This window comes from Bradyrhizobium sp. AUGA SZCCT0431, from assembly GCF_018131065.1.
GTDB lineage: Bacteria > Pseudomonadota > Alphaproteobacteria > Rhizobiales > Xanthobacteraceae > Bradyrhizobium.
On record NZ_JAFCLR010000020.1, the window covers coordinates 42,917 to 63,014 of the forward strand.

Here is a 20,098-nt window from a genome sequence, read left to right on the forward strand (position 1 = left end):
GTGAGAGGACGAAATCCCTGATCCAGTGATACCACCTACTGGCTGATGTCTCAAAGCGAGAGATTTAGCCTGGGAATGAACCTGCCGGGGATCGAGCCGGATGGAACAACGCCATCGTCGACCGCCCCCATGCGGCGGTAGAACGGGGCCGCGTCCGGGTCGGCGTCGATCAGCATTGTCGTGGCCCCGGCGGCGCGTGCCGTGGCCTTGGCCCAATCGAGCAGCTGCCGACCGGTGCCGGCGCGAAGCATGCCCGGTTCGACAAACAGCCTTTCGAGCTGCGCGACATCGCCTTCGGATTTTACCTCGGCAACGCCGGCGAGACGGCCATCGACTTCAGCGACCTGCACGCGGGATGACATGATGACCGCAGGCGTCATCATCAGCTCCCTTCGGCAAGCCTGCATGAAGGCCGCGTCATAGCCCCAGACGGCCTTCGAGCGCAGGCACAATTCGGTAAGTGCCGGAGCTTCATCGGGACGAGCGGGCCGCAGTGCGAGCATAGCGCCTCCTTCGGGGATGGACGAGCGTCAGAAGCGACGCGCGCCCATCTTGATCTGTTCCTCGGAGAAGAAGATCTCCTTGGCGTGCTCGACGATATCCTGCGCCTTCCAGGCCTCGCCCGGCGGCTTCCAGCCTTCCATCTCCATCATCCGCATCTCGCGGACGCCGCGGGGACCGGAAACACCGAGCGTCTTGCCGGTCTGGTCGCCCGACAGGTCGCTGACCATATATAGCACCGCCGGCGCGATGCCGTCGGGCCCCAGCGCCGCCTTTGGGTTCTCGATGTAGCGTGGCAGATCCGCGGTCATGCGGGTTAGCGCACCTGGAGCGAGCGTCCAGATCCGGATGTTGTATTTGCGGCCCTCGATCGCCAGCACGTTCGACAGTCCCCAGATACCGCCCTTGGCGGCGCCGTAATTGGTCTGGCCGAAATTGCCGATCAGGCCTGAGGTCGAGGACGTGTTGACGATGACGCCGCCGCCGTTCTCGCGCATCCATTTGAACACCGGCTGGGTGCAGCAGAAGGTGCCCTTGAGGTGCACCCTGAGCACCTTGTCCCAATTGGCTTCCTTGGCCTTGGCAAAGGTCTCGTCAAGGAGGATGCCGGCGTTGTTGACCAGGATATCGGCGCGGCCGAAATTCTTGATGGCGTCGTCGAACACCGACTGGCCGCCGGCCATGGTCGAGATGTCGGCCCCGTTGGCGACCGCGCGGCCGCCCTCGGCCTTGATCGCCTCGACCACCTTCTGCGCCATGGTCTGGTCGCCGCCGGAGCCGTCGCGCGGGCCGCCGAGATCGTTGACCACGACCGCTGCGCCCTCGCGCGCGAACAATTTGGCGTAGGCCTCGCCCAGCCCGCCGCCCGCACCGGTGATGAGCGCAACCTTGCCGTCGAGTAATCCCATGGTGGTTTCTCCTTGTTAGCTACCGTCATTCCGGGATGGTCCGAAGGACCAGACCCGGAATCTCGAGATTCCCCGATGCGCAATTGCGCATCTGAGGTTCGCGCTATCGCGCGCCCCGGAATGACGGGCAAATCAACCCAGCACCGTCTTGCCGCTCTTGATGACCGTGACGTTCCGCGACTTCACCTTCGCTTCGAATGACACGACGTTGCCGTCCTTCCACAATTCCATCGTCACGGTCTCGCCGGGATAGACCGGCGAGGAGAATCGCGCCGCATGCTGCCTGAAGGCGGAGGAGTCATAATCGGCATAGGTCTGCAGCACGCCGCGGCAGGTGATGCCGTAGGTGCACATGCCGTGCAGGATCGGTTTTGGGAAACCGGCCTTCTTGGCAAATTCCGGATCGGAGTGCAGCGGGTTGCGGTCGCCGCACAGGCGATAGACCAGCGCCTGATCCGGGCGCGTCGTGATATCGACGGTCTTGTCGGGCGCGCGGCTCGGCACCTTGTGCGGCTCGGGCTGGCCTTCGGACGGTCCACCGAAGCCGCCATCGCCGCGCGCGAAACGCGAAGCAACGAGCGTTGCGAGCTTCTCGCCCTTCTCGTCCCTGAGCACGGTCTGGTGGCGGATCACCGCGCCCTTGTCCTTGCCCTTGTCGAACACGTCGAGCACGGTGGAGTCGGCTGTGATGTGCGCCGCGCCGGGCAGCGGCTTGTGGAAGGTAATGTCGCGCTCGCCATCGACCACCATCACGCGATTGAGATTCATTTCGCCGGGCCCTGCCCCCCAGGCCGCCACCGAAGCGAACGTCGGCACCACCTTCAGCGGACGCGGCGTCAGCGTGCCCTCGTTGACGAAGGCCAGTTCCTTCTCGTCCATCGGGTCCGCGCCCATCCCGATCCCGTAGGCGTAGAGCATCACCTCGCGGTCGGTATAGGCGTATTTCTGGCCGAGGTTCTTCAGGGCCATCAGTTGTTCGTAATTGATCGGCATCTTCGCGCGTCCTTCCCGAATTCTTTTCTTTACCGGCGCCCGTTAATGCGCCCTCTCCCCTTGTGGGAGAGGGCATCACCGAAGCCGGCAACAAACTCACTTGGGTGAGGGGTTGGATCGACCGGCAGAAATGCCAGCCGATAGAACCCCTCATCCGGCGCTTCGCGCCACCTTCTCCCACAAGGGGAGAAGGGAAGTAAAAGCATCGCCTCAGGCCGGCGTGAAGAACGGCAGCGGGGCGCCGTCGGTCGGCTTGAACACCACTTTGACCTTCTGGCCGATCTTGAGCTTGTCCATATCGCAATCGACGATGTTGGTCTGCAGCGACGGGCCTTCCTTCAGCGTGACATAGGCGATCGCGTAAGGCCCGGTAGGGGATTTGCGCATCAGGCTGAAGGTGTAGATCGTGGCTTCGCCGGAGCTCTCCTCCCACTCGGTCTTGTCGGAGAAGCAGAACGGGCAGATCGAGCGCGGGAAATAATGCGGCTCGCCGCAGGCGGTGCAGCGCTTGATCATGAACTTGCCCTGCTTGGCGGCTTCCCAGAACGGCGCGGTCTCAGGGTTACCTTGCGGCACAGGAAGTTTCTTTGGCTCCGTCATCACGCACGCTCCAGAATGCAGGTTGAGGCGGCATGGCGCACGCCGAGAAGTCCGCCGGTGCCGTGGGCGACCGCGAGATCGCAGTTTTGCACCTGCACCTTGGGATGCGCTTCGCCGCGCAGCTGGCGCACCGCTTCGATGATTTTGGTCATGCCGCCGCGGTTCACGGGATGGTTGCTGCAGAGGCCGCCGCCATCGGTGTTGAACGGCAATTTGCCGACGCCGGAAATCAGATTGCCGTCGGCGACGAACTTGCCGCCCTCGCCCTTCTTGCAGAAGCCGAGATCCTCGAGCTGCATCAAGACCGTGATGGTGAAGCTGTCATAGATCGAGGCGTATTTGATATCCTTCGGCGTGACGCCCGCTTCCTCGAACGCGCGCGGGCCGGACCAGACGCCGGCAGAATAAGTGAGATCGAGATCCTTGCCGCCGCGCGGGCCCTTCATCGCCTCGCCATGGCCGATCAGGCGCACCAGCGGCTTCTTCAGGCTCTTGGCGATTTCCGGCGTGGTGACGATCAGCGCGCCGCCGCCATCGGTGACGACGCAGCAGTCCATTCGATGCAGGGGATCGGAGATCATCGGCGAGTTCAAGACGTCCTCGACGGTGACGACTTCCTTGAGCATCGCATGCGGGTTGTACTGGGCGTGATGGGAGGCTGCGACCTTGATCCAGGCGAGTTGTTCGCTTGTCGTGCCGTAGTCGTGCATATGGCGCATGGCACACATGCCGTAGGCATTGTGGGTGGTCGCGCCATAGGCGGCCTCGAAATCGGCCTCGGCGCCGGCGGCGCGCGGCGGCATCGGGCCGGTGCGCGGCTTGCCGGCCAAAGTGATCAGCGCGATCGAGCATTTGCCGGCGGCGATCGCCTCGGCGGCGTGACCGAGATGGATCAGGTAGGAACAGCCACCGGTATCGGTGGAATCCATGTGGCGGACTTTGAGGCCGAGATAGTCGACCATCGGCCACAGGCCGCCGGGGGCATCGCCGGCGCAGAAATAGCCGTCGATATCGGCCTTGGTCAGGCCTGCGTCCTCGATCGCGCCCTTGGCGACCTCGGCGTGCAACTGCGCGGTGGATTTATCGGGTGCGTGCCGGGTGGGATGCTCATAGATCCCGGCAATGTAGGCTTTGCCCTTGATGGTCAAATCGTTCTCCGCTGGCGTTTCTTATTTCCAAGGTTTTTCTGGCCTGTCGGGAGGGCCTTGGCAAGCGAGGAAATATTCCGTCAGGCGAGACGGCTGCGACTGGACTCAAGTCGGGATGATTATGGGCGAACATCGTATCAGCTCGGGATGCCGACAGCGTCATAGCTCGCACAGGCGGAATATCCAGATCGTCGTCCCGGCGAAGGCCAGGCGAAGGCCGGGACCCATACCGCGTGATCTCTCAATAGAGGTTCGGTAGCAGGGACCTTCTGCAAAACTACTCCCTGTGGTTATGGGTCCCGGCTCCCGTGCGCAATTGCGCACTAGGCCGGGACGACGTGGATATAGTTTCGCATTCTCGCGGCGCGATGCGCCCGAAGTTTTACAAATCGTTTCGCCCACTGAAATCAGAGGGCGCAGGGAATGCCGGATGCGCGCTGCACCCGCGATCTCGTGTGCGAATTGTGCTAAGTAGGCTGCACACGAGCATACAGGGCAGCGGAGGCAATCCGACATTCCCTGCGCAATGGCTTTACGGCTTATAACGCGATCTCCCCGGTCGGGCCGTGCTCGTTGTCACCGTCATCAGTGCGAAGCGTGAGCTCCTCACCAACTTGACGCCAGCATACGGGGCATCAGGACCACGCGTCTTTACCGTACGCTCAAGCTGCGCTCGTCAGTCGCAACCCTTGCGTCCACCGCGACCTGTCCCTCGTTGTGACGTTGGCCAACGCCCCTCTGAGCGGGACAGGATGGCGATAGATATGCCCTGATTTTTCTTTCTGGTAAACCGAAATATTTTTGATTCCTGGGCTTGACATGATTTCTAAAAAACCGAATTGATTTGCCCGTCGGGTTGCTTTGTCGCACCCACCACATCCAGATTCCAGTTGCGCGCGAGTCGACGCAGTACGCAGGGCGGGTTCTCTTTAACCCGCCGCTCCATGCGAGATGGCGGGTTAAAGAGAACCTACGCGAGCTTGCCTGTCAGGCAATCAGTTGGAGCGATCGCGCAGGCCGGACCAATTACGGGCTGTCAAATCGGGCTGAGCCGCCTGGAGCCGTCCGGGATCGGCATCGAGGGCTGTGGGCATGAATACACGTCGGATCGTTGCGAACGAATGATAGCGGGTTAACGCTGGCGTATCCCACCATGCCACGATTCATGAAAAAATGGCGGGTTACGCTTCGCTGACCCACCCTAGGCGATCTGAGCTAATTTTCCCGTCGGGGTTCCATAAGCGACTTTCGTACATTTCGTCGGAACGAAATCCCGCTTCCCGCGTGATAGTTCACGGACATATCAGCTGGAGGATCAGGAATGTTTAAAGGAATGCGCAAGTATGCGTTCGGCGCCGCAGCGGCAGCGGCTCTTTTTGTAATTCCGATCCCGGCCTTTTCCCAATCCATTGAGGTTGGACCGGGCGGCGTCCGAATTGGGGGTGGGCAATGCGAGCAATTGCGGCGTGCCTGCGAAAACAAGGACGCGCTAGGGGAGCGTGGGGAAGGAAATTGCCGCAGATACCGGGAGACCTGCGGGGGATCAGCCCGGAGAGACGTGTGCGGCGAATTGAGACAAGCCTGCCTCAACAAGGACCAGTTGGGCGAACGAGGCGAGGGAAATTGCCGCAGGTATCGCCAGACTTGTAGAGGTAGCTTGTAAAAGCGACTTGTCCGCCGTAGCTCAACGAGCGAAGTGGAAGCGTGCCCACCATCGAGCGACGGTGTTCGAAGATGGTGGGCACGGCGCAAGCGCGCGCGCTTGCCAACCCTATGCACCACTGTCGTCTGGATTTATCCCCGAAGGAATCTCAGCGTCATAAAACGTTGACGGTCGTGGATTATGACTATCAACCATAGCGCAGCAATGCGCCCCAGTAGTGTCGCGAAGGGCGGATGTACCCCTCGTGACAGTGAAGGCCTCCAGCTTCGGCTCGGAGGTCTTTTGCGTTTTGCAAGGCTGGCGTTCCAGCTTTCGCAAAACTGCGTTCGGTGGCTATGGGTCCCCCGATGCGCAATTGCGCATCTGAGCTCAAGGCCGGGACGACAGTTGAGGTTGTCGCTTATTCCGCCGCGATCTGCCTCGGCGCAGGGGGCGGGTTGACGAGATCGGCGGCCAGTTGCGCGTAGCGCGTCTTGGCGTCTTGCACCGCCTTTTCCTTAACCGGGCCGTAGCCGCGGATGCGATCGGGCAGCGAGAGGATTTCGATTGATGTATCGAGCGTGAGCGGCGACAGCAGGCCGAGCACGGTTGCGACGTCCTTTTCGTAGCCGGCGATCAGATCGCGTTCCAGCTTGCGGTCGGCGCTGTGGCCGAAGATATCGAGCGACGTGCCGCGCAGGCCCTTCATCTTTGCAAGAATTCGGAACAGCGGCATCATCCACGCGCCGAACGCGCGCTTCTTCGGCCGGCCCAACGCATCGAGGCCGCCACCGAGGATCGGCGGCGCGAGGTTGAAGCTGAACTTGAAATCGCCTTCGAACTGGTCGCGAAGCTGCTTTTCGAAGCGGCCGTCGGTGTAGAGCCGCGCGACTTCGTATTCGTCCTTGTAGGCGAGCAGCTTTGCGTAATTGATCGCGACCGCGCGAGGCAAGGCATCATCGTAGCCGCCGTCCCTCGCGGCGTCGCGGACCCGCTTTACCAGCGCCTGATAACGGGCGGCGAGTTTCGCGTCCTGATACTCGGTCAGGAGGTTGCTGCGGTGGGCGATGATCTCGTCGAGCGACATCGCGTCCAGCGTCTTGGGCGCAACCGTGCCGTCCTGATCCTTCATCATCGCGATCAGTTTTGCGGGGTCGTGTGCGGCCAGCCGTCCGAGCTGAAATGCCTGGATGTTCAGCTTGATCGCAACGCCGTTGACCTCGATCGCCTGTTCGATGGCCTTGGCCGAGAGCGGCAGCAGGCCTTTCTGATAGGCATAGCCCATCATCATCATGTTGGTGGCGATGGAATCGCCGAGCAGCATTTCGGCGGGTTTGGTGAAATCGAAGAACGACGAATCCTTGCGCAGCGCGGTTTCCAGAACGTGGTTGACCTTGCGGGCCTGGAAATTGAAATCGCGGTTGAGGATGAAATCGGCGATCGGAATGAGGTGGGTGTTGATGATCCCGGTGGTGCGGCCGGATTCGCAGAGCGTGATGGTTTCCTTGGAAACGGCCACCACTTCGTCGGCGGCCAGCACGAGATCGGCGGTGCCGGTGACGATGCGCGAACAGGTGACGTCGGCGGTGTGTTCTGACAGACGCACATGGCTCAGCACCGCGCCGCCCTTTTGCGCCAAACCAGACATGTCGAGGATCATGCTGGCCTTGCCCTCGATATGCGCGGCCATGCCGAGCAATGCACCGATGGTCAGCACGCCGGTGCCGCCGACGCCGCCAACCGCGACGTTGTAGGGCCGGTCCAGCGCCGGCCTCGAGGCAGGCTCCGGCAGCTCGCCGATGTCACCGAGGCCGGCCGTTGCGCGCTTGCGCATCTTGCCGCCGTCGATGGTGACAAAGGACGGGCAGAAGCCCTTCAGGCAGGAATAGTCCTTGTTGCAGGTCGACTGGTTGATGGTGCGCTTGCGCCCCAGCTCGGTCTCCAGCGGTTCGACCGAGATGCAGTTCGACTGCACCGAGCAATCGCCGCAGCCTTCGCAGACCGCCGGATTGATCATGACGCGGCGCGCCGGGTCTTCCAGCGTGCCACGCTTGCGGCGGCGACGCTTTTCGGCGGCACAGGTCTGCACGAACACGATCGCGGAGGCGCCTTTTACCTTGCGCAGCGTCTTCTGGACGGTGTCGAGTTCGTCGCGATGCGCGGTCTTGACGCCGGGGGCGATCTCGCCAGCCGGATAGGCGTCGGGATTTTCCGAGACCAGGTAGATTTCGCGGATGCCTTCGGCGTGGAGCTGGAAGGTGATCTGCTGCGGCGACAATTCGCCGTCGACATGCTGGCCGCCGGTCATCGCGGTCGCGTCGTTGTAGAGGATCTTGTAGGTGATGTTGGCGCCGGAGGCGACCGCCTGGCGGATCGCGAGGCTGCCGGAATGGAAATAGGTGCCGTCGCCGAGATTGGCGAACACGTGCTCTTCCTTGGTGAAGGGCGCGACACCGACCCAGGGCACACCCTCGCCGCCCATATGGGTAAAGGTTTCGGTGGAGCGGTCCATCCACAGCGCCATGAAGTGGCAGCCGATGCCGGCAAAGGCGCGGCTGCCTTCCGGCACCTTGGTCGAGGTGTTGTGCGGGCAGCCCGAACAGAAATACGGCGTGCGGGTGATCGGCGCCACTGCCTGCATCTGCGTCGCCTGCCGGCCGTTGAACCAGTCGGCCTTGGCGCGGAGCTGTGCTGCGATTTCGGGATTGAGATTAAGTCGAAGCAGCCGCTCGGTGAGCGAGCTCGCCAGCGAGGCGACGCTGAGCTCTTCCGCAAACGGCAGGAAGCGCTTGTCGTGATCGTCCATCTTGCCGATGATGCGGGGACGGACATCGTCGCGCCAGTTGAACAGCTCCTGCTTGACCTGGTTCTCGACGATCTCGCGTCGCTCTTCGATGATGAAGATTTCTTCGAGGCCCACCGCGAACTGCCTGACCCCTTCCGGCTCGAGCGGCCAGGGCATGCCGATCTTGTAGAGCCTGAGACCAATCTTGGCGGCGATTTCAGGCGTGATGCCGAGTTCGCGCAGCGCCTGGCGGATATCCTCGTAGCTCTTGCCTGACGCCATGATGCCGTAGCGGGCGTTCGGCGAATCCATGGTGACGCGGTTGACCTTGTTGGCGCGGGCAAAGGCGATGGCCGCAAAACCCTTGTAGTCCTGCAGGCGGCGGTCCTGCGCAAAACGGTCGTCGGGCCAGCGCAGGTTGAGGCCGCCCTCCGGCAGTTCGAAATCGGTCGGGATCACGAACGGCGTCATCTCGTCGGTGAGGTCGATCTCGGCGGTGGTTTCCACCGTCTCGGTGATCACTTTCATGCCGACCCAGCAACCGGAGTAGCGCGACATCGCGATACCCAGCAAACCCATCTCAATCATTTCATGGATGCTGGAGGGATAGAGATAGGGCATCAGCGCCGACATGAAGGCATGGTCCGACTGATGCGGCACGGTGGAGGATTTGGCGCCGTGGTCGTCGCCCGCGAGAACCAGCACGCCGCCGTTCTTGGCCGAGCCTGCCGCGTTGCCGTGACGGAACACGTCGCCGCAGCGATCGACGCCGGGGCCCTTGCCGTACCAGATGCCGACCACGCCATCATAGTTGGCGCCGGGCGACAGATTGAGCTGCTGCGAGCCCCAGACCGCGGTGGCCGCGAGATCCTCGTTCACGCCGGGCTGGAACTTGATGTTGTATTGCTCGAGGTGCTTGCGGGCGGCGAACAGCTGCTGGTCGTAACCGCCAAGGGGCGAGCCGCGATAGCCTGAAATGAAGCCGGCGGTGTTGAGCCCGGCGGCGCGGTCGCGGCGGATCTGCGCCATCGGCAGCCGCACCAGCGCCTGGATGCCGGTCAGGAAGACATGGCCGCTTCCTTGGGTGTACTTCTGATCGAGACTGATCGGACCCTGGTTGATTCCCATTTAAGCCCTCTTTTGCCGTCCGCTTTGATCGCGACGGCTGTGTTTTAGTAGGCGTCAGAACTTCTTAGAACCAGTCTATGTCGGATTTTCCGCTTCCCGCACCACAAATCTGGGCAAGTCAGCCGCGCGATCAAAGATCGCAATTTCGTGCCGGGAAGAACGCCGGCCGGTTTCACTTTGTGTCGCCGGACCGCCCCGGCACGAAACGGCATGACGTGGCCGGCTGCCCTGCGTTTGGGGATAACGCCCCAGGCGGCCTTTGGCTGCAGGCGATTCCGGCTGAAGCGTTATTGTGCGCTGCGTTCGTCGGTCAGCGCTGATCGCCGCCGAAGACGAATTTCGGCATTTCCCATTTGTAGCGGATCGCGAGCAGCCGCAGCGTCAGCCCGAGCACGAACGTCAATCCGGTCCAGAGTTCGTGATTCAACTGCAACCCGAAGGCGGTGACATAGAACAGCCCGGTGACGACGGAAACGCTGGCGTAGAGTTCTGAGCGAAACAGCAGCGGAACGTCGTTGCAGAGGATATCGCGCAGCACGCCGCCAGCGCAGCCCGTGATCATGCCGGCGACGATCACGATCGGCAGCGGCGCGCCGACTTGCCGGGCGACGTCGCAGCCGGCCATCGTGAACACCACAAGGCCGATCGCATCGAGCACCAGGAATGCGAGGTTGAGCCGGTGCACATGGCGCGCGATCAGGATGGTCACGAAAGCCGCAATCGCCGTCAGCGCCAGGTAGGACGGGTTCTTCACCCAGACCAGCGGGTAGTGCCCGAGCAGCACGTCACGGATGGTTCCGCCGCCGAGCGCGGTAATGCAACCCAGCATGCATACGCCGGCCCAATCCATGCTGCGGCGCCCGGCGGCCAGGGCGGCCGTCATCGCCTGCGCGGTCAGGGCCACATAAGACAGCAGGTGCAGCACGGTATCGCTGGGCGGCAGGGCCCACATGGCAACCTCTTATGCAGCCTCTTCGCAACCTGGTGGTTCGATGGAACCCGCGAATCACGGGTTCCATCATTAACCGGTTGCAAGATTGACGCGGAACATCCGGCCGCGCCAGCCATTGTATCTCCGCTAAACACTTTGGGGTTCTAACGGAGGAACTGCTTCATGACCTACAATCCGAACGACCCGTATCGTGCCAATCTGAGTGATGACGAAATCCGCCGTCAGGCACGTATGAACAGTCTCGACAACGAGATACAGGCCGACCCGCAGCTCGCCGAGGCTCCGGCCAGCGGCACCAAGATCGCGATGTTCGCGATTGCCATCGCCGTGGTGATGGGTGCGTTGTTCTATGGTCTGAACAATACCAACGTGAACGAGGCCGGCACCACGCCGTCCAGCCAGACCGCGCAGACGCAGCCGGCCAACCCCGCGGCGCCTCCGGGCATGCGTGACGTAACGCCGAAGTCCAACAACCAGCCCGGCACGACCACCGGTGCCGCGCCGCCGCGTCCGGCAGCGCCCTCGCCGGCGGCTCCGGCCGACGCACCGGCCAAACAGTAACGGCTGAGGCAAGTGTGATCTGACGAGTGATCTGAAACGACAGCGCAGCGGGCATTTCGCCCGCTGCGTTTTTGTTTGGCGGTGTCAGCTGAACATCTTGTTGAGTTCGCCGCCGGGATAGCCGTGCGCGAACTCCGTGAACGTGCCCTGCTCCGCCATTTCCTTCGACGCCTTCATGAAGCCGGCCCACGCCATGCGGGCCAGCGCACCGCCGACGCTGATACGGCGGACGCCGAGGTCGCCGGCAATTTTCAGCGACGGGCCGGCCGCACCGACCAAAAGGTTGACCGGTCTTGGCGCGACCGCTTTCACGACCGCCGAGATTTCTTCCGGCGTCGAGATGCCGGGCGCATAGAGAACGTCGGCGCCGGCCTCGGCATAAGCGGTGAGCCGATCGATCACGAGCTTCATATCCTTCACCCCGCGCAGGAACGCCTCGCAGCGGCCGGTGAGCAGGACGCCGCTATTGTCGGCATCGATCGCCTGGCGCGCCGCCCTGATGCGATCGACGGCAAGCTCACGGTCGAACAGCGGCTTGGCGTTGTCGCCGGTGAAATCCTCGATCGAAAGGCCGGCGATGCCGGTCTTGACGGCGCGTGCGACGTTGACGCCGACCTTGTCCGCCTCATGCGCAAAGCCGTCCTCGAAATCGGCATTGACGGGAATATCGACCGCCGCGCTGATGGCTGCGAGATGATCGCAGACGTCGTCGACGGTGACGCGGTTGTCGGCCTTGGCGATGGCCCAGGCAAAACCGGCGCTGGTGGAAGCCAGCGCCTTGAAGCCGAGATGCTGCAACGCCTTCGCGCTGCCGACGTCGAACGGATTGGGAATGATGAAGCAGCCGCTCTCGTGCAACTTCTTGAAGGCGGCGCGTTTGTCAGCAGTTGTCAGCATGGTCACTCCCCGAATTGTTTGTTGGCGCGGCCAACATAGGTACGCGACGCAGGCTTCGCCAGACGCTCACGCCACGACCTTGCGCAGGAACGTGCGCTCTTCGGCGAGGATAAACTGGTTCTCCTCGGCAAAGCTGAAGTTGGCCATACCCTCCTTGTCGGCGCGCAGCCGCGCCCGGTAGCTCTCGTAAGCCGCGAGGCTGTCGAACGAGATCAGCGCGAAGGCGATGTTGTTGGTGCCCTCATGCGGCATCCAGTAGCCGATCAGATCGCCGCCGCATTTCGGAATGATGCTGAGCCAGTTTTTCGAATATTCCTCGAACATCGCCCGCTTGAACGGATCGAGCTGGTAGCGGATGAAGACGGTGATGGTCATGTGGTGCTCCGGTCTTTCTTGTTGTCATTGCGAGCGCAGCGAAGCAATCCATAGCGCCGCAGCGGAAGCATGGATTGCTTCGTCGCTTCGCTCCTCGCAATGACGGCGGCTGTTTCTCCGAGCCTCACACTACCCGCTTGATCGTCGGCGATGCTTCGGCTATCATCGAACTATGAAAGCAGGCCCCGACATCGCAATGGTCGCTTCCCTGGTCGGCGATCCCGCACGCGCCAACATGCTGACCGGGCTGATGACCGGCCGCGCGCTGACCGCGACCGAGCTGGCGCACGAGGCCGGGATCACGCCGCAAACGGCGAGTTCGCATCTGGCCAAACTGGAAGCCGGCGGGCTGATCGAGCAGGAGAAGCAGGGCCGTCACCGCTATTACCGCCTCGCCGACCCCGATGTCGCCGGCGTGCTCGAGGGCCTGGCCGGGCTTGCCGCCCGCGCCGGCCACATGCGCGTGCGCACCGGGCCAAAGGATCCGGCGCTGCGCCGGGCGCGGATTTGCTACGACCACCTCGCCGGCGATCTCGGCGTGCAAATGCTCGACAGCATGAAGAAGCAGAAGCTGGTCCGGCAAGGCAAGGAGACCATCGAACTCACCGGTGAAGGCAAGCGCTTCATGGCGAAGTCGCTGCAGATCGACGCCGACACGCTGGCGCATCCGCGCCGGCCGGTTTGCAAGGCTTGCCTCGACTGGAGCGAACGGCGGCACCACCTCGCCGGCACGCTGGGTGCGGCGGTCATGAGCCGCTTCACCGAACTGAACTGGGCCGCGCGCGATACCGCGCCGGGCAGCCGCGTCGTCAATTTCACGCGCAATGGCGAGAAGCGATTCGCGGCGCTGTTCGGCGCCAGCGAAGCTTAATTCGCGCAGCCCGTTTGTTTACGAATTGGCCGCAAATGAGGCGCGGCAACGGGAATGTGACAGCTCAACCGGCAATCTCTTGTTGCTGTTGCACGAATCGACAACATTCATTTTCTATTCAGGTCTCCGTGACTAGGTTCGGAACCGCGCCGCATGGCGGCTAGAAATCGGGAGAAAACATGAAGTACCTTTTCGCTGCAGTCTTGGTCGCAGCCTCGTTTGCGAGCTTCAGCGCGGCGAATGCCGCAGGCGGATGCGGCCCCGGCTATCATCGCGGTCCCTATGGCGGATGCGTGCTCAATCGCGGCCGTGTTGTCGTGGTCCCCCCGCGCGTCGTGCGGCCCCCGGTTGTGGTGGTGCGGCCCGGCGGCCGGGTTTGCCCCTACGGCATGGTCTGGGCCTACGGGCGCTGCCGCGTTCGGTAACATGATTTAATTCGACAAAAGGCCCCGCTCCGGCGGGGCTTTTTTTTGGGCAGGACAACATTGAACGCCACGGCTTGTTGCGCAGACGAAGCGGGATGCACGTTTCCGGGCAAGCAGCCAAGAACTCCCTCCGCTTTGTCGCCACCGCGATCGCGCTGGCCTGCCTCAGCCTATCGGCGCGTGCCGAAGCACCGCCCAAATTCGCGGATTATCCGGTCAGGGTCTACGCCGGCAAAATCGCAAAACCGCGGCTGGCGACGCCGGATTTGCGCGCCCGCCGGGAGACTTTTCTCGCCGCAGCGGACGACGCGAAGATCAATGCGGCGGGCCGTTACATCGTGGTCAAGCTGCCCTGCGGCTCGACCTGCGTCGCGCCCACATTGCTCGATGCGCGCACCGGCAACATCATCGAGCTGTTCACGGTCTCGGGCTGGCACGAGGTGTCAGATGATTTCGATCCCGTCGTCAGCCGCGCCAACAGCCGCATGATCGTGTTTCGCGGCGCCCGCAACGAGGCCGGTATCGTCGGAAACCATTTTTATCTGATCGAAGAACGCGGAAGGCTGAAGCACCTCCACACCCAGGACACGCAGGCGAATTTCGAGACTTCGCCGAAGATTAAATAGCTCGATGGAATGAAGTTCACGCCGAGCCGAACAAGGCAGGGACGGCAAATGCCATCCCCGCCCCGTACCCAAGAACCTTACCAGTAGCGGCGACGCCAGTAGCGACGGCGCCAGTAGCGGCGACGCCAGCCGTAATGCCTGCGGCGCCAGCCCCAGCGCCGACGACGACGGCCCCATCCCCAGCGACGACGGCCCCACCCCCGGCCACGGCCCCATCCACGGCCACGGCCTCGGCCCCCGCGCACTTCCTCTGGCTGGAGCCGATCGACCTCATCGCCAGACGTGACGGCGGGTTGAGCATCCGGATTGGCAGGGAGTTGGCCGTCCGGAACCAGCGGCTGCGGCGTCAGCGGCGCCGCCTGTGCGCCAGCCGCAAGTGCGACACCACCTGCCGCAAATCCAAAGGCGAGTTTCAGAAAGTGCCGGCGCTCCATGACATCTCCTCCTCTGCGATCGGTTGGATTGAGCAGGAGAGTTTCGGTGCGCCAAGATGAATGCCAGCTGAACTGCATGTTCAGCTTTGCCGTCCGCCACTAACGTCGTCCCGGCGAAGGCCGGGACCCATACGCCGCGGCCACTGTTGTCGAAAGGAAGATAACGACCAGCGTGCAAAATAATTACCGCCGGTGGCTATGGGTCCCGGCCTTCGCCGGGACGACGGTGAGACTACTTCCCAAACTCCTCGGCCAGCACCAGCACCTCGCGCGTGCGCGTCACGTCGGGCCAGTCGCGGTTGAAATCGGCGATCAGCCGGGTCATGTCGGGAGCTTTGGTCGCGCGATCGAGCGCGGCCTCGTCGGAAAACTGGTACATCGCGTGATGCAGTGCGGGATCGCTGAGGCTCCAGTAGCGCCACGCTTTCTCGGCGCCGAACGATTTGACCGCGTCCGGCAGGTGCTCGCGCGAATACCAGGCATCGAACGCCTGACGCTTTGCGGCATCCGTCACGGTGGCGCGGACGACGAACAGGGCCTTGGGCATTTCGGTTCCTCCCGATTGTTATTTTGCGTAGGATCGCCGCCGCGCGACCCCGTGAACTGTAGATAAACGCCGAGCCAGCGCAACCCCACACGCAGACGTCATAATCTCGTGGTGATATCCGTTTTTTACACCGCCACTTCCGAGGTTCGTTCATGCACTCTCGCCGCCTTCTGGTTCTATTCTCCGCGCTCGCGCTGTTTGCGCCCGCCGCTCCCGCCGCGGCGCAAAGCGTGCCCCTGCCCCGCGACGCGCAGATCGGCCCGCGCCCGTTCTACCTCGTCGACAAGATGAAGGATGGCCCGCTCAAGGAAAAGCTCAGCCAGTGCACCGGCCCGTTCCACAAGACCGACTTTTCGATCGGCCATCGCGGCGCGGCGATGCAATTTCCCGAGCACACCAAAGAATCCTATACCGCCGCAGCCCGGATGGGCGCCGGCATCATCGAATGCGACGTGACCTTCACCAAAGACCGCCAGCTGGTCTGCCGGCATGCACAATGCGATTTGCACACCACCACCAACATCCTGTCGGTGCCGGCGCTCGCTGCCAAATGCACGCAAGGATTCAGCCCGTCCGACCCGGCCGCCGGCAAGAAGGCCTCCGCCAAGTGCTGCACCAGCGACATCACGCTCGCCGAGTTCAAGTCACTGACCGCCAAGATGGACAGCTTCAATCCGGACGCCACCAACGTGGCCGATTACCAGAACGGCACGCCGCGCTGGCGCACGGATCTGTACGCCGCTTCCGGCACGCTGATGACGCATGACGAAAGCATCGCACTGATCAAGAGCCTCGGCGCCAAGTTCACGCCCGAGCTGAAGTCGCCGGAAGTGCCGATGCCGTTCGACGGCGATTACACCCAGGAGAAGTATGCCGCGCAAATGCTGCAGGCGTACAAGGCCGCGGGCGTTCCGGCGAGCGACGTGTTCGCGCAAAGCTTTAATCTTTCCGACGTGCTGTTCTGGGTAAAGACCGAGCCTGACTTCGGCGCGCAGGCGGTCTATCTCGAGGACCGCTACGAGAAGCAGGGTCTTGACCCCGGCAAGCCCGAGACCTGGAAGCCGTCGATGGCTGAACTCAAGTCGTCAGGCGTCAGAATCCTGGCGCCGCCGATCTGGACCATGCTGACGCTGAACGACAAAAAGGAAATCATCCCGTCCGAATACGCCAAGGCCGCGAAGGCCGCCGGGCTCGACCTGATCGGCTGGTCGCTGGAGCGCGACGGCCCGCTCAACAAGGGCGGCGGCTTCTATCATCGCTCCATCAAGCCAGCCATCGACCGCGACGGCGATACGCTGACGGTGCTCGATGTGCTCGCAAAACAGGTCGGCATCCGCGGCATGTTCTCGGACTGGCCGGCGACCACGACGTTTTATGCGAGTTGCATGGGAATGAAGTAGCGGCACGCGCCGGAATCGTAGGGGGGTGAGGCGCAAGCCGTAACCCACCGATGCGATGCAGCGAACAAAATTGGTGGGTTACGCTGCGCTAACCCACCCTACGGACCTGATACGCGCAATTTTGTCGTCCCGGCGAAGGCCGGGACCCATAACCACCGATGCTCGTGGTTACGGGAAGTCGTCGAACAACGTTTTCTAATCGATGGGCTGCAGCGTATGGGTCCCGGCTCAAGGCCGGGACGACACCTGATATGAGCCTGAACCTTCCAGCCGTTCACCTCGTCTAACTGCCCATGCAGTTGGTTCAATCCAGTAAACAAGCTTTCCGCGCAGTGGCCGACCGAATTGACGCCTGGGCCAGCCAGCATCAAATGGCCCTCCGTACGCTTCGTCATGTGGTCTGCTTCGCCCTGCTGTTCGGCGGCGTGGCTCACGCCGCCTATCATTCCGCTTTGGCCCAATCCGCGCAGGCGTGGTGCGGGGAGACGTGTCAGGCCGTGCCGGGCTTCTACATCCTCGCCGCCGCGGCCTGGGGCGGCGTGGCCGTATCAGTAGCACTGGCTTACGCCGCATTGCTTCACGCTTTCAAACGAAAACCTCCGACGGATGGCGACATCGTCTGGGTCGCAACGGGCTTCATCCTCGCACTATTCGACACGCCCCTGGGTGCGCACAGCTATGCCCGGGGCGAGTTCTTTTTCGCGTGGTGCATGGGCGGCGCCGGCGTGGTGGATTTTTTCTGGTCGCGACTTGCGTACAGGCAAAACGGGAATCATGGCGCGGGCGTAGCCGTTGCTCCCTGGGGACGCTCCAGATTTAATTGGTGGATTTCGATAAGCTGATCCAGCCTACCGCGCTTGTTCTTCCTGCGCGTCAAAGTCAGCTCTACAGCCGCAGTGCCAACCACTCGCGGATCAATTCTGCTGACTAGATCCGAACGGAGCACCTCGGCGGTACAGTCCTTGGGGCGCGGCGCTTGACGACTGCGACGAGACCGGCAAGTCTTGCTGCAGATCGGCGTGCTGTTTTGCCGATGGGTCCGACCACGACCCTCTTTATTGGACACCAGTGCATTATGCAAAACGTCATTCGATATCTCGTCAAGGCCGCCCTGCTGTCAGCCACGCTCGCCATCATCGCCTTGCCCGATATGGCGCGCGCGCAATCGGGGAGCGCGGGCGGCAGCATCGGCAATGACGAAAAATCGCTGTCCGGTTCGCGCGAGACGCCCCGGGCGGTTGAACGCTCAAAGCCGGCGCGACGCAGCAAGCCCGAAGCGCGGGAGCCGCGCCGGGCATCGCGAAACAGCGGTGCCGGAAGTGACGGCGGCGGTGGCAATTTCGATGGAGCGTGGGTTCTTAGCAGCGTAGGGAACTCCTGCGCCAGCTCCACCGACACGGTGGTCATCACCAGCGGCAGGATGGTGGGCCAATATGGCACCGGTCAAGTCAGCCCGAATGGCTCCGTGTCTGGAGTCGGAAGCGCCGGGAGCCTGAGCTGGACCATGTCCGGCCGTCTCGCAGGCCGCAGTGGCTCCGGTTCGTTCCGGCGATCCGATGGATGCGTCGGAAGCTGGACCGGATCAAAACAATAGTTGTTGGCCCGCACGCGCGACTGCGTCCATCAACGCGACCGCCACCCGTCAGGCCAGTTTCATCGGCGCGTCGGTAACCATCCGCAGGTCGATCCTGCTGATCAGATCGGAACGGAGCAGCTCGGCGGCGCCGATGGCTTCCTCGGTCTGTCGCAACGTGCTGACATTCGATCCGAGCGAGACAATTCCGCCCAGGATCATGGCGATCGATCCGAGGGCTGCCGTCTGACCGAACCCTAACAGGCCGAGCATCGTGACGAGCAGCAAGGCGGCGCCGCCGGCGATCGCCGCCTTGGAAGCCAGAATATACTTCCGGCATCGCTCGGCGGCCTCCGCAAGCTCCTCGAGCCGCGCTTCGATCCGTGAAATCTCTTCGGTCGGGTCGTCTTCAATCATTGAAGGGTAGTTACCGGAATTGGTGGAAATCCACCTTACGCGCTGGGGCCGCCGGTGATCAAGGCGTCGAGCTTCAGGCCTGAGCACGCCGGATCGGTGGCGCGATGTTAGCTCACGGAGCGCGATCCCGATCAAGCGATGGTGACGTTTCGTGAAGGGCCTCCCCCTTCCACTCGAAACCATAACGCCGGTATGTCGTTGCCTGAAGTGGACATCGCGTCGTGATTCCGATGCCGCCACGCGAGGCCAACGCCGTCGGAGTTCCCAATGAATCGTCTTTGTGCCGCGGCGCTGGCAAGCGCCCTGCTCGCTTCACTTTATGCGCCGGCCGGCGCCGCCGCGCGCGAGCCCTATGCCATCGGGCTGGAAGGATTCGCCTATCCCTATCCGGTCAGCCTGCTGCCGCTCACAAACGACGGCGAGCAAGTGCGGATGGCTTATATGGATGTCGCCCCAGTGCAGCCGAACGGGCGCACCGTGGTGCTGCTGCACGGCCGCAATTTCCCGTCGAGCTATTGGGCGCCGGTCATCAAGACGCTCTCGGACGCAGGCTATCGCGTGGTGGTGCCGGACCAGATCGGCTTCGGCAAATCCTCAAAGCCGCAAGGCGAGCTGCATTTCGACACGCTGGCGCGCAACACGATGGCGCTGCTGGATCATCTGCAGATCGCCAGGGCCGATATCGTCGCCCATTCGCTCGGCGGAATGCTCGGCGTGCGGATCGCCCGCGCCTACCCCGACAGGGTCGATCATCTCGTGCTGACCGCGCCGATCGGGCTCGAGGATTATCGTCTCTATGTGCCGCCGACGCCGACCGAAAAGATTTTGGAGAACGAGGACAAACTGACCGCTGACGGATATCGCAAGCAGCTCGAGACCAATTATGCGCTGAAACTTCCGGCGGACCAGGTGACGCCGTTCATCGATGCGCGTTTCAACATCAAGGGCAGCGCCGAATATCCGCGCTGGCTGCGTGCCTTCGTAAGCTCGGCGCAAATGATCTACCGCGAGCCGGTGGCGCATGAAATACCGCTGATCACGCGGCCAACCCTGTTCATCATGGGCGCCGACGATCACAATGCGCCGGGCAAAGCCAACGCACCCGAAGCGCTGCGGCCGAAGATGGGCCACAACGCCGACCTCGCCAAAACGCTCGCCGCCAAAATGCCGAACGCCCGCGCCGAGGTGATACCGGATACCGGGCATCTGGTGTTTCTGGAGGCGCCGGCGAAATATAACGAGTTGCTGCTGGGGTTTCTGGCGGCGCGGTAGTGCTGCGTATGGGTGGAGCGAAGCGATACCCATCAATTGCCGG

20 protein-coding genes are annotated in these 20,098 nt (G+C 62.7%); 8 read left to right on the top strand and 12 right to left on the bottom strand.

What is annotated here, in order from left to right; genetic code table 11:
• Positions 1–50 precede the first annotated feature (50 nt).
• The 7 genes from JQ567_RS20520 to JQ567_RS20550 all read right to left on the bottom strand — a co-directional run bounded on the left by JQ567_RS20520 (position 51) and on the right by JQ567_RS20550 (position 10,657).
• The gene (locus tag JQ567_RS20520) at positions 51–503 is read right to left on the bottom strand and encodes a GNAT family N-acetyltransferase (protein ID WP_212440492.1); all 453 of its coding nucleotides are present in this window, start codon (positions 501–503) and stop codon (positions 51–53) included.
• Positions 504–530: 27 nt separating this feature from the next.
• Complete coding sequence (locus JQ567_RS20525) at positions 531–1,409, bottom strand: SDR family oxidoreductase (RefSeq protein WP_212440493.1); 879 nt, start codon at positions 1,407–1,409, stop codon at positions 531–533.
• Positions 1,410–1,541: 132 nt separating this feature from the next.
• The gene (locus JQ567_RS20530; protein ID WP_212440494.1) at positions 1,542–2,402 is read right to left on the bottom strand and encodes a MaoC/PaaZ C-terminal domain-containing protein; all 861 of its coding nucleotides are present in this window, start codon (positions 2,400–2,402) and stop codon (positions 1,542–1,544) included.
• Between the two features lie 210 nt (positions 2,403–2,612).
• A complete protein-coding gene (locus tag JQ567_RS20535) occupies positions 2,613–3,002 on the bottom strand; it encodes a Zn-ribbon domain-containing OB-fold protein (RefSeq protein WP_212440495.1) in 390 nt (129 codons plus the stop codon).
• A complete protein-coding gene (locus JQ567_RS20540) occupies positions 3,002–4,150 on the bottom strand; it encodes a thiolase domain-containing protein (protein ID WP_212266124.1) in 1,149 nt (382 codons plus the stop codon). Before JQ567_RS20540 ends, JQ567_RS20535 begins: the two co-directional genes overlap by 1 nt.
• Positions 4,151–6,213: 2,063 nt before the next feature.
• Positions 6,214–9,705, bottom strand: coding sequence for an indolepyruvate ferredoxin oxidoreductase family protein (locus tag JQ567_RS20545; RefSeq protein ID WP_212440496.1), 3,492 nt, complete (start codon positions 9,703–9,705; stop codon positions 6,214–6,216).
• Positions 9,706–10,015: 310 nt separating this feature from the next.
• Entirely contained in the window at positions 10,016–10,657 is a 642-nt protein-coding gene (locus tag JQ567_RS20550; RefSeq protein WP_212266120.1) for a trimeric intracellular cation channel family protein, read from the bottom strand.
• A 162-nt stretch (positions 10,658–10,819) separates the two neighbouring features.
• Between JQ567_RS20550 and JQ567_RS20555 the strand changes: the two genes are divergently transcribed.
• Complete coding sequence (locus JQ567_RS20555; RefSeq protein ID WP_212440497.1) at positions 10,820–11,218, top strand: hypothetical protein; 399 nt, start codon at positions 10,820–10,822, stop codon at positions 11,216–11,218.
• An 84-nt stretch (positions 11,219–11,302) separates the two neighbouring features.
• Here the strand turns inward: JQ567_RS20555 and JQ567_RS20560 are convergent, their stop codons facing one another.
• Complete coding sequence (locus JQ567_RS20560) at positions 11,303–12,115, bottom strand: oxaloacetate decarboxylase (RefSeq protein ID WP_212440498.1); 813 nt, start codon at positions 12,113–12,115, stop codon at positions 11,303–11,305.
• Between the two features lie 66 nt (positions 12,116–12,181).
• Positions 12,182–12,490, bottom strand: coding sequence for an NIPSNAP family protein (locus tag JQ567_RS20565; protein WP_212211722.1), 309 nt, complete (start codon positions 12,488–12,490; stop codon positions 12,182–12,184).
• A 172-nt stretch (positions 12,491–12,662) separates the two neighbouring features.
• Here JQ567_RS20565 and JQ567_RS20570 point away from each other — a divergent pair, with 172 nt between their 5' ends.
• The 3 genes from JQ567_RS20570 (at position 12,663) to JQ567_RS20580 (ending at position 14,412) form a co-directional block, all read left to right on the top strand.
• Positions 12,663–13,361 carry a helix-turn-helix transcriptional regulator gene (locus JQ567_RS20570; protein ID WP_212440499.1) on the top strand — a complete coding sequence of 233 codons (699 nt, stop codon included), beginning with the start codon at positions 12,663–12,665 and terminating at the stop codon, positions 13,359–13,361.
• A 179-nt stretch (positions 13,362–13,540) separates the two neighbouring features.
• Complete coding sequence (locus JQ567_RS20575) at positions 13,541–13,786, top strand: GCG_CRPN prefix-to-repeats domain-containing protein (protein ID WP_212440500.1); 246 nt, start codon at positions 13,541–13,543, stop codon at positions 13,784–13,786.
• Positions 13,787–13,881: 95 nt separating this feature from the next.
• The gene (locus tag JQ567_RS20580; RefSeq protein WP_212440501.1) at positions 13,882–14,412 is read left to right on the top strand and encodes a hypothetical protein; all 531 of its coding nucleotides are present in this window, start codon (positions 13,882–13,884) and stop codon (positions 14,410–14,412) included.
• A gap of 77 nt (positions 14,413–14,489) precedes the next feature.
• On the opposite strand, the gene JQ567_RS20585 is transcribed toward JQ567_RS20580, so the two are convergent.
• Both JQ567_RS20585 and JQ567_RS20590 read right to left on the bottom strand, forming a co-directional pair.
• Positions 14,490–14,924, bottom strand: coding sequence for a twin-arginine translocation signal domain-containing protein (locus JQ567_RS20585; RefSeq protein ID WP_312017435.1), 435 nt, complete (start codon positions 14,922–14,924; stop codon positions 14,490–14,492).
• Positions 14,925–15,078: 154 nt separating this feature from the next.
• Positions 15,079–15,393, bottom strand: a complete 315-nt coding sequence (locus JQ567_RS20590; RefSeq protein ID WP_212440502.1) for a hypothetical protein — start codon at positions 15,391–15,393, stop codon at positions 15,079–15,081.
• 152 nt (positions 15,394–15,545) lie between these two features.
• Here JQ567_RS20590 and JQ567_RS20595 point away from each other — a divergent pair, with 152 nt between their 5' ends.
• The 3 genes from JQ567_RS20595 to JQ567_RS20605 all read left to right on the top strand — a co-directional run bounded on the left by JQ567_RS20595 (position 15,546) and on the right by JQ567_RS20605 (position 18,387).
• Positions 15,546–16,793 (top strand): glycerophosphodiester phosphodiesterase family protein, encoded by a 1,248-nt coding sequence (locus tag JQ567_RS20595; protein WP_212440503.1) that lies wholly within the window; start codon positions 15,546–15,548, stop codon positions 16,791–16,793.
• Between the two features lie 293 nt (positions 16,794–17,086).
• Positions 17,087–17,635, top strand: a complete 549-nt coding sequence (locus JQ567_RS20600; protein ID WP_212440504.1) for a hypothetical protein — start codon at positions 17,087–17,089, stop codon at positions 17,633–17,635.
• 233 nt (positions 17,636–17,868) lie between these two features.
• Positions 17,869–18,387 (top strand): hypothetical protein, encoded by a 519-nt coding sequence (locus JQ567_RS20605; RefSeq protein ID WP_212440549.1) that lies wholly within the window; start codon positions 17,869–17,871, stop codon positions 18,385–18,387.
• 48 nt (positions 18,388–18,435) lie between these two features.
• Here JQ567_RS20605 and JQ567_RS20610 read toward each other — a convergent pair whose 3' ends face one another.
• Positions 18,436–18,783, bottom strand: a complete 348-nt coding sequence (locus JQ567_RS20610) for a hypothetical protein (RefSeq protein WP_212440550.1) — start codon at positions 18,781–18,783, stop codon at positions 18,436–18,438.
• A 267-nt stretch (positions 18,784–19,050) separates the two neighbouring features.
• Between JQ567_RS20610 and JQ567_RS20615 the strand changes: the two genes are divergently transcribed.
• Positions 19,051–20,055 (top strand): alpha/beta fold hydrolase, encoded by a 1,005-nt coding sequence (locus tag JQ567_RS20615; RefSeq protein ID WP_212440505.1) that lies wholly within the window; start codon positions 19,051–19,053, stop codon positions 20,053–20,055.
• Positions 20,056–20,098 lie beyond the last annotated feature (43 nt).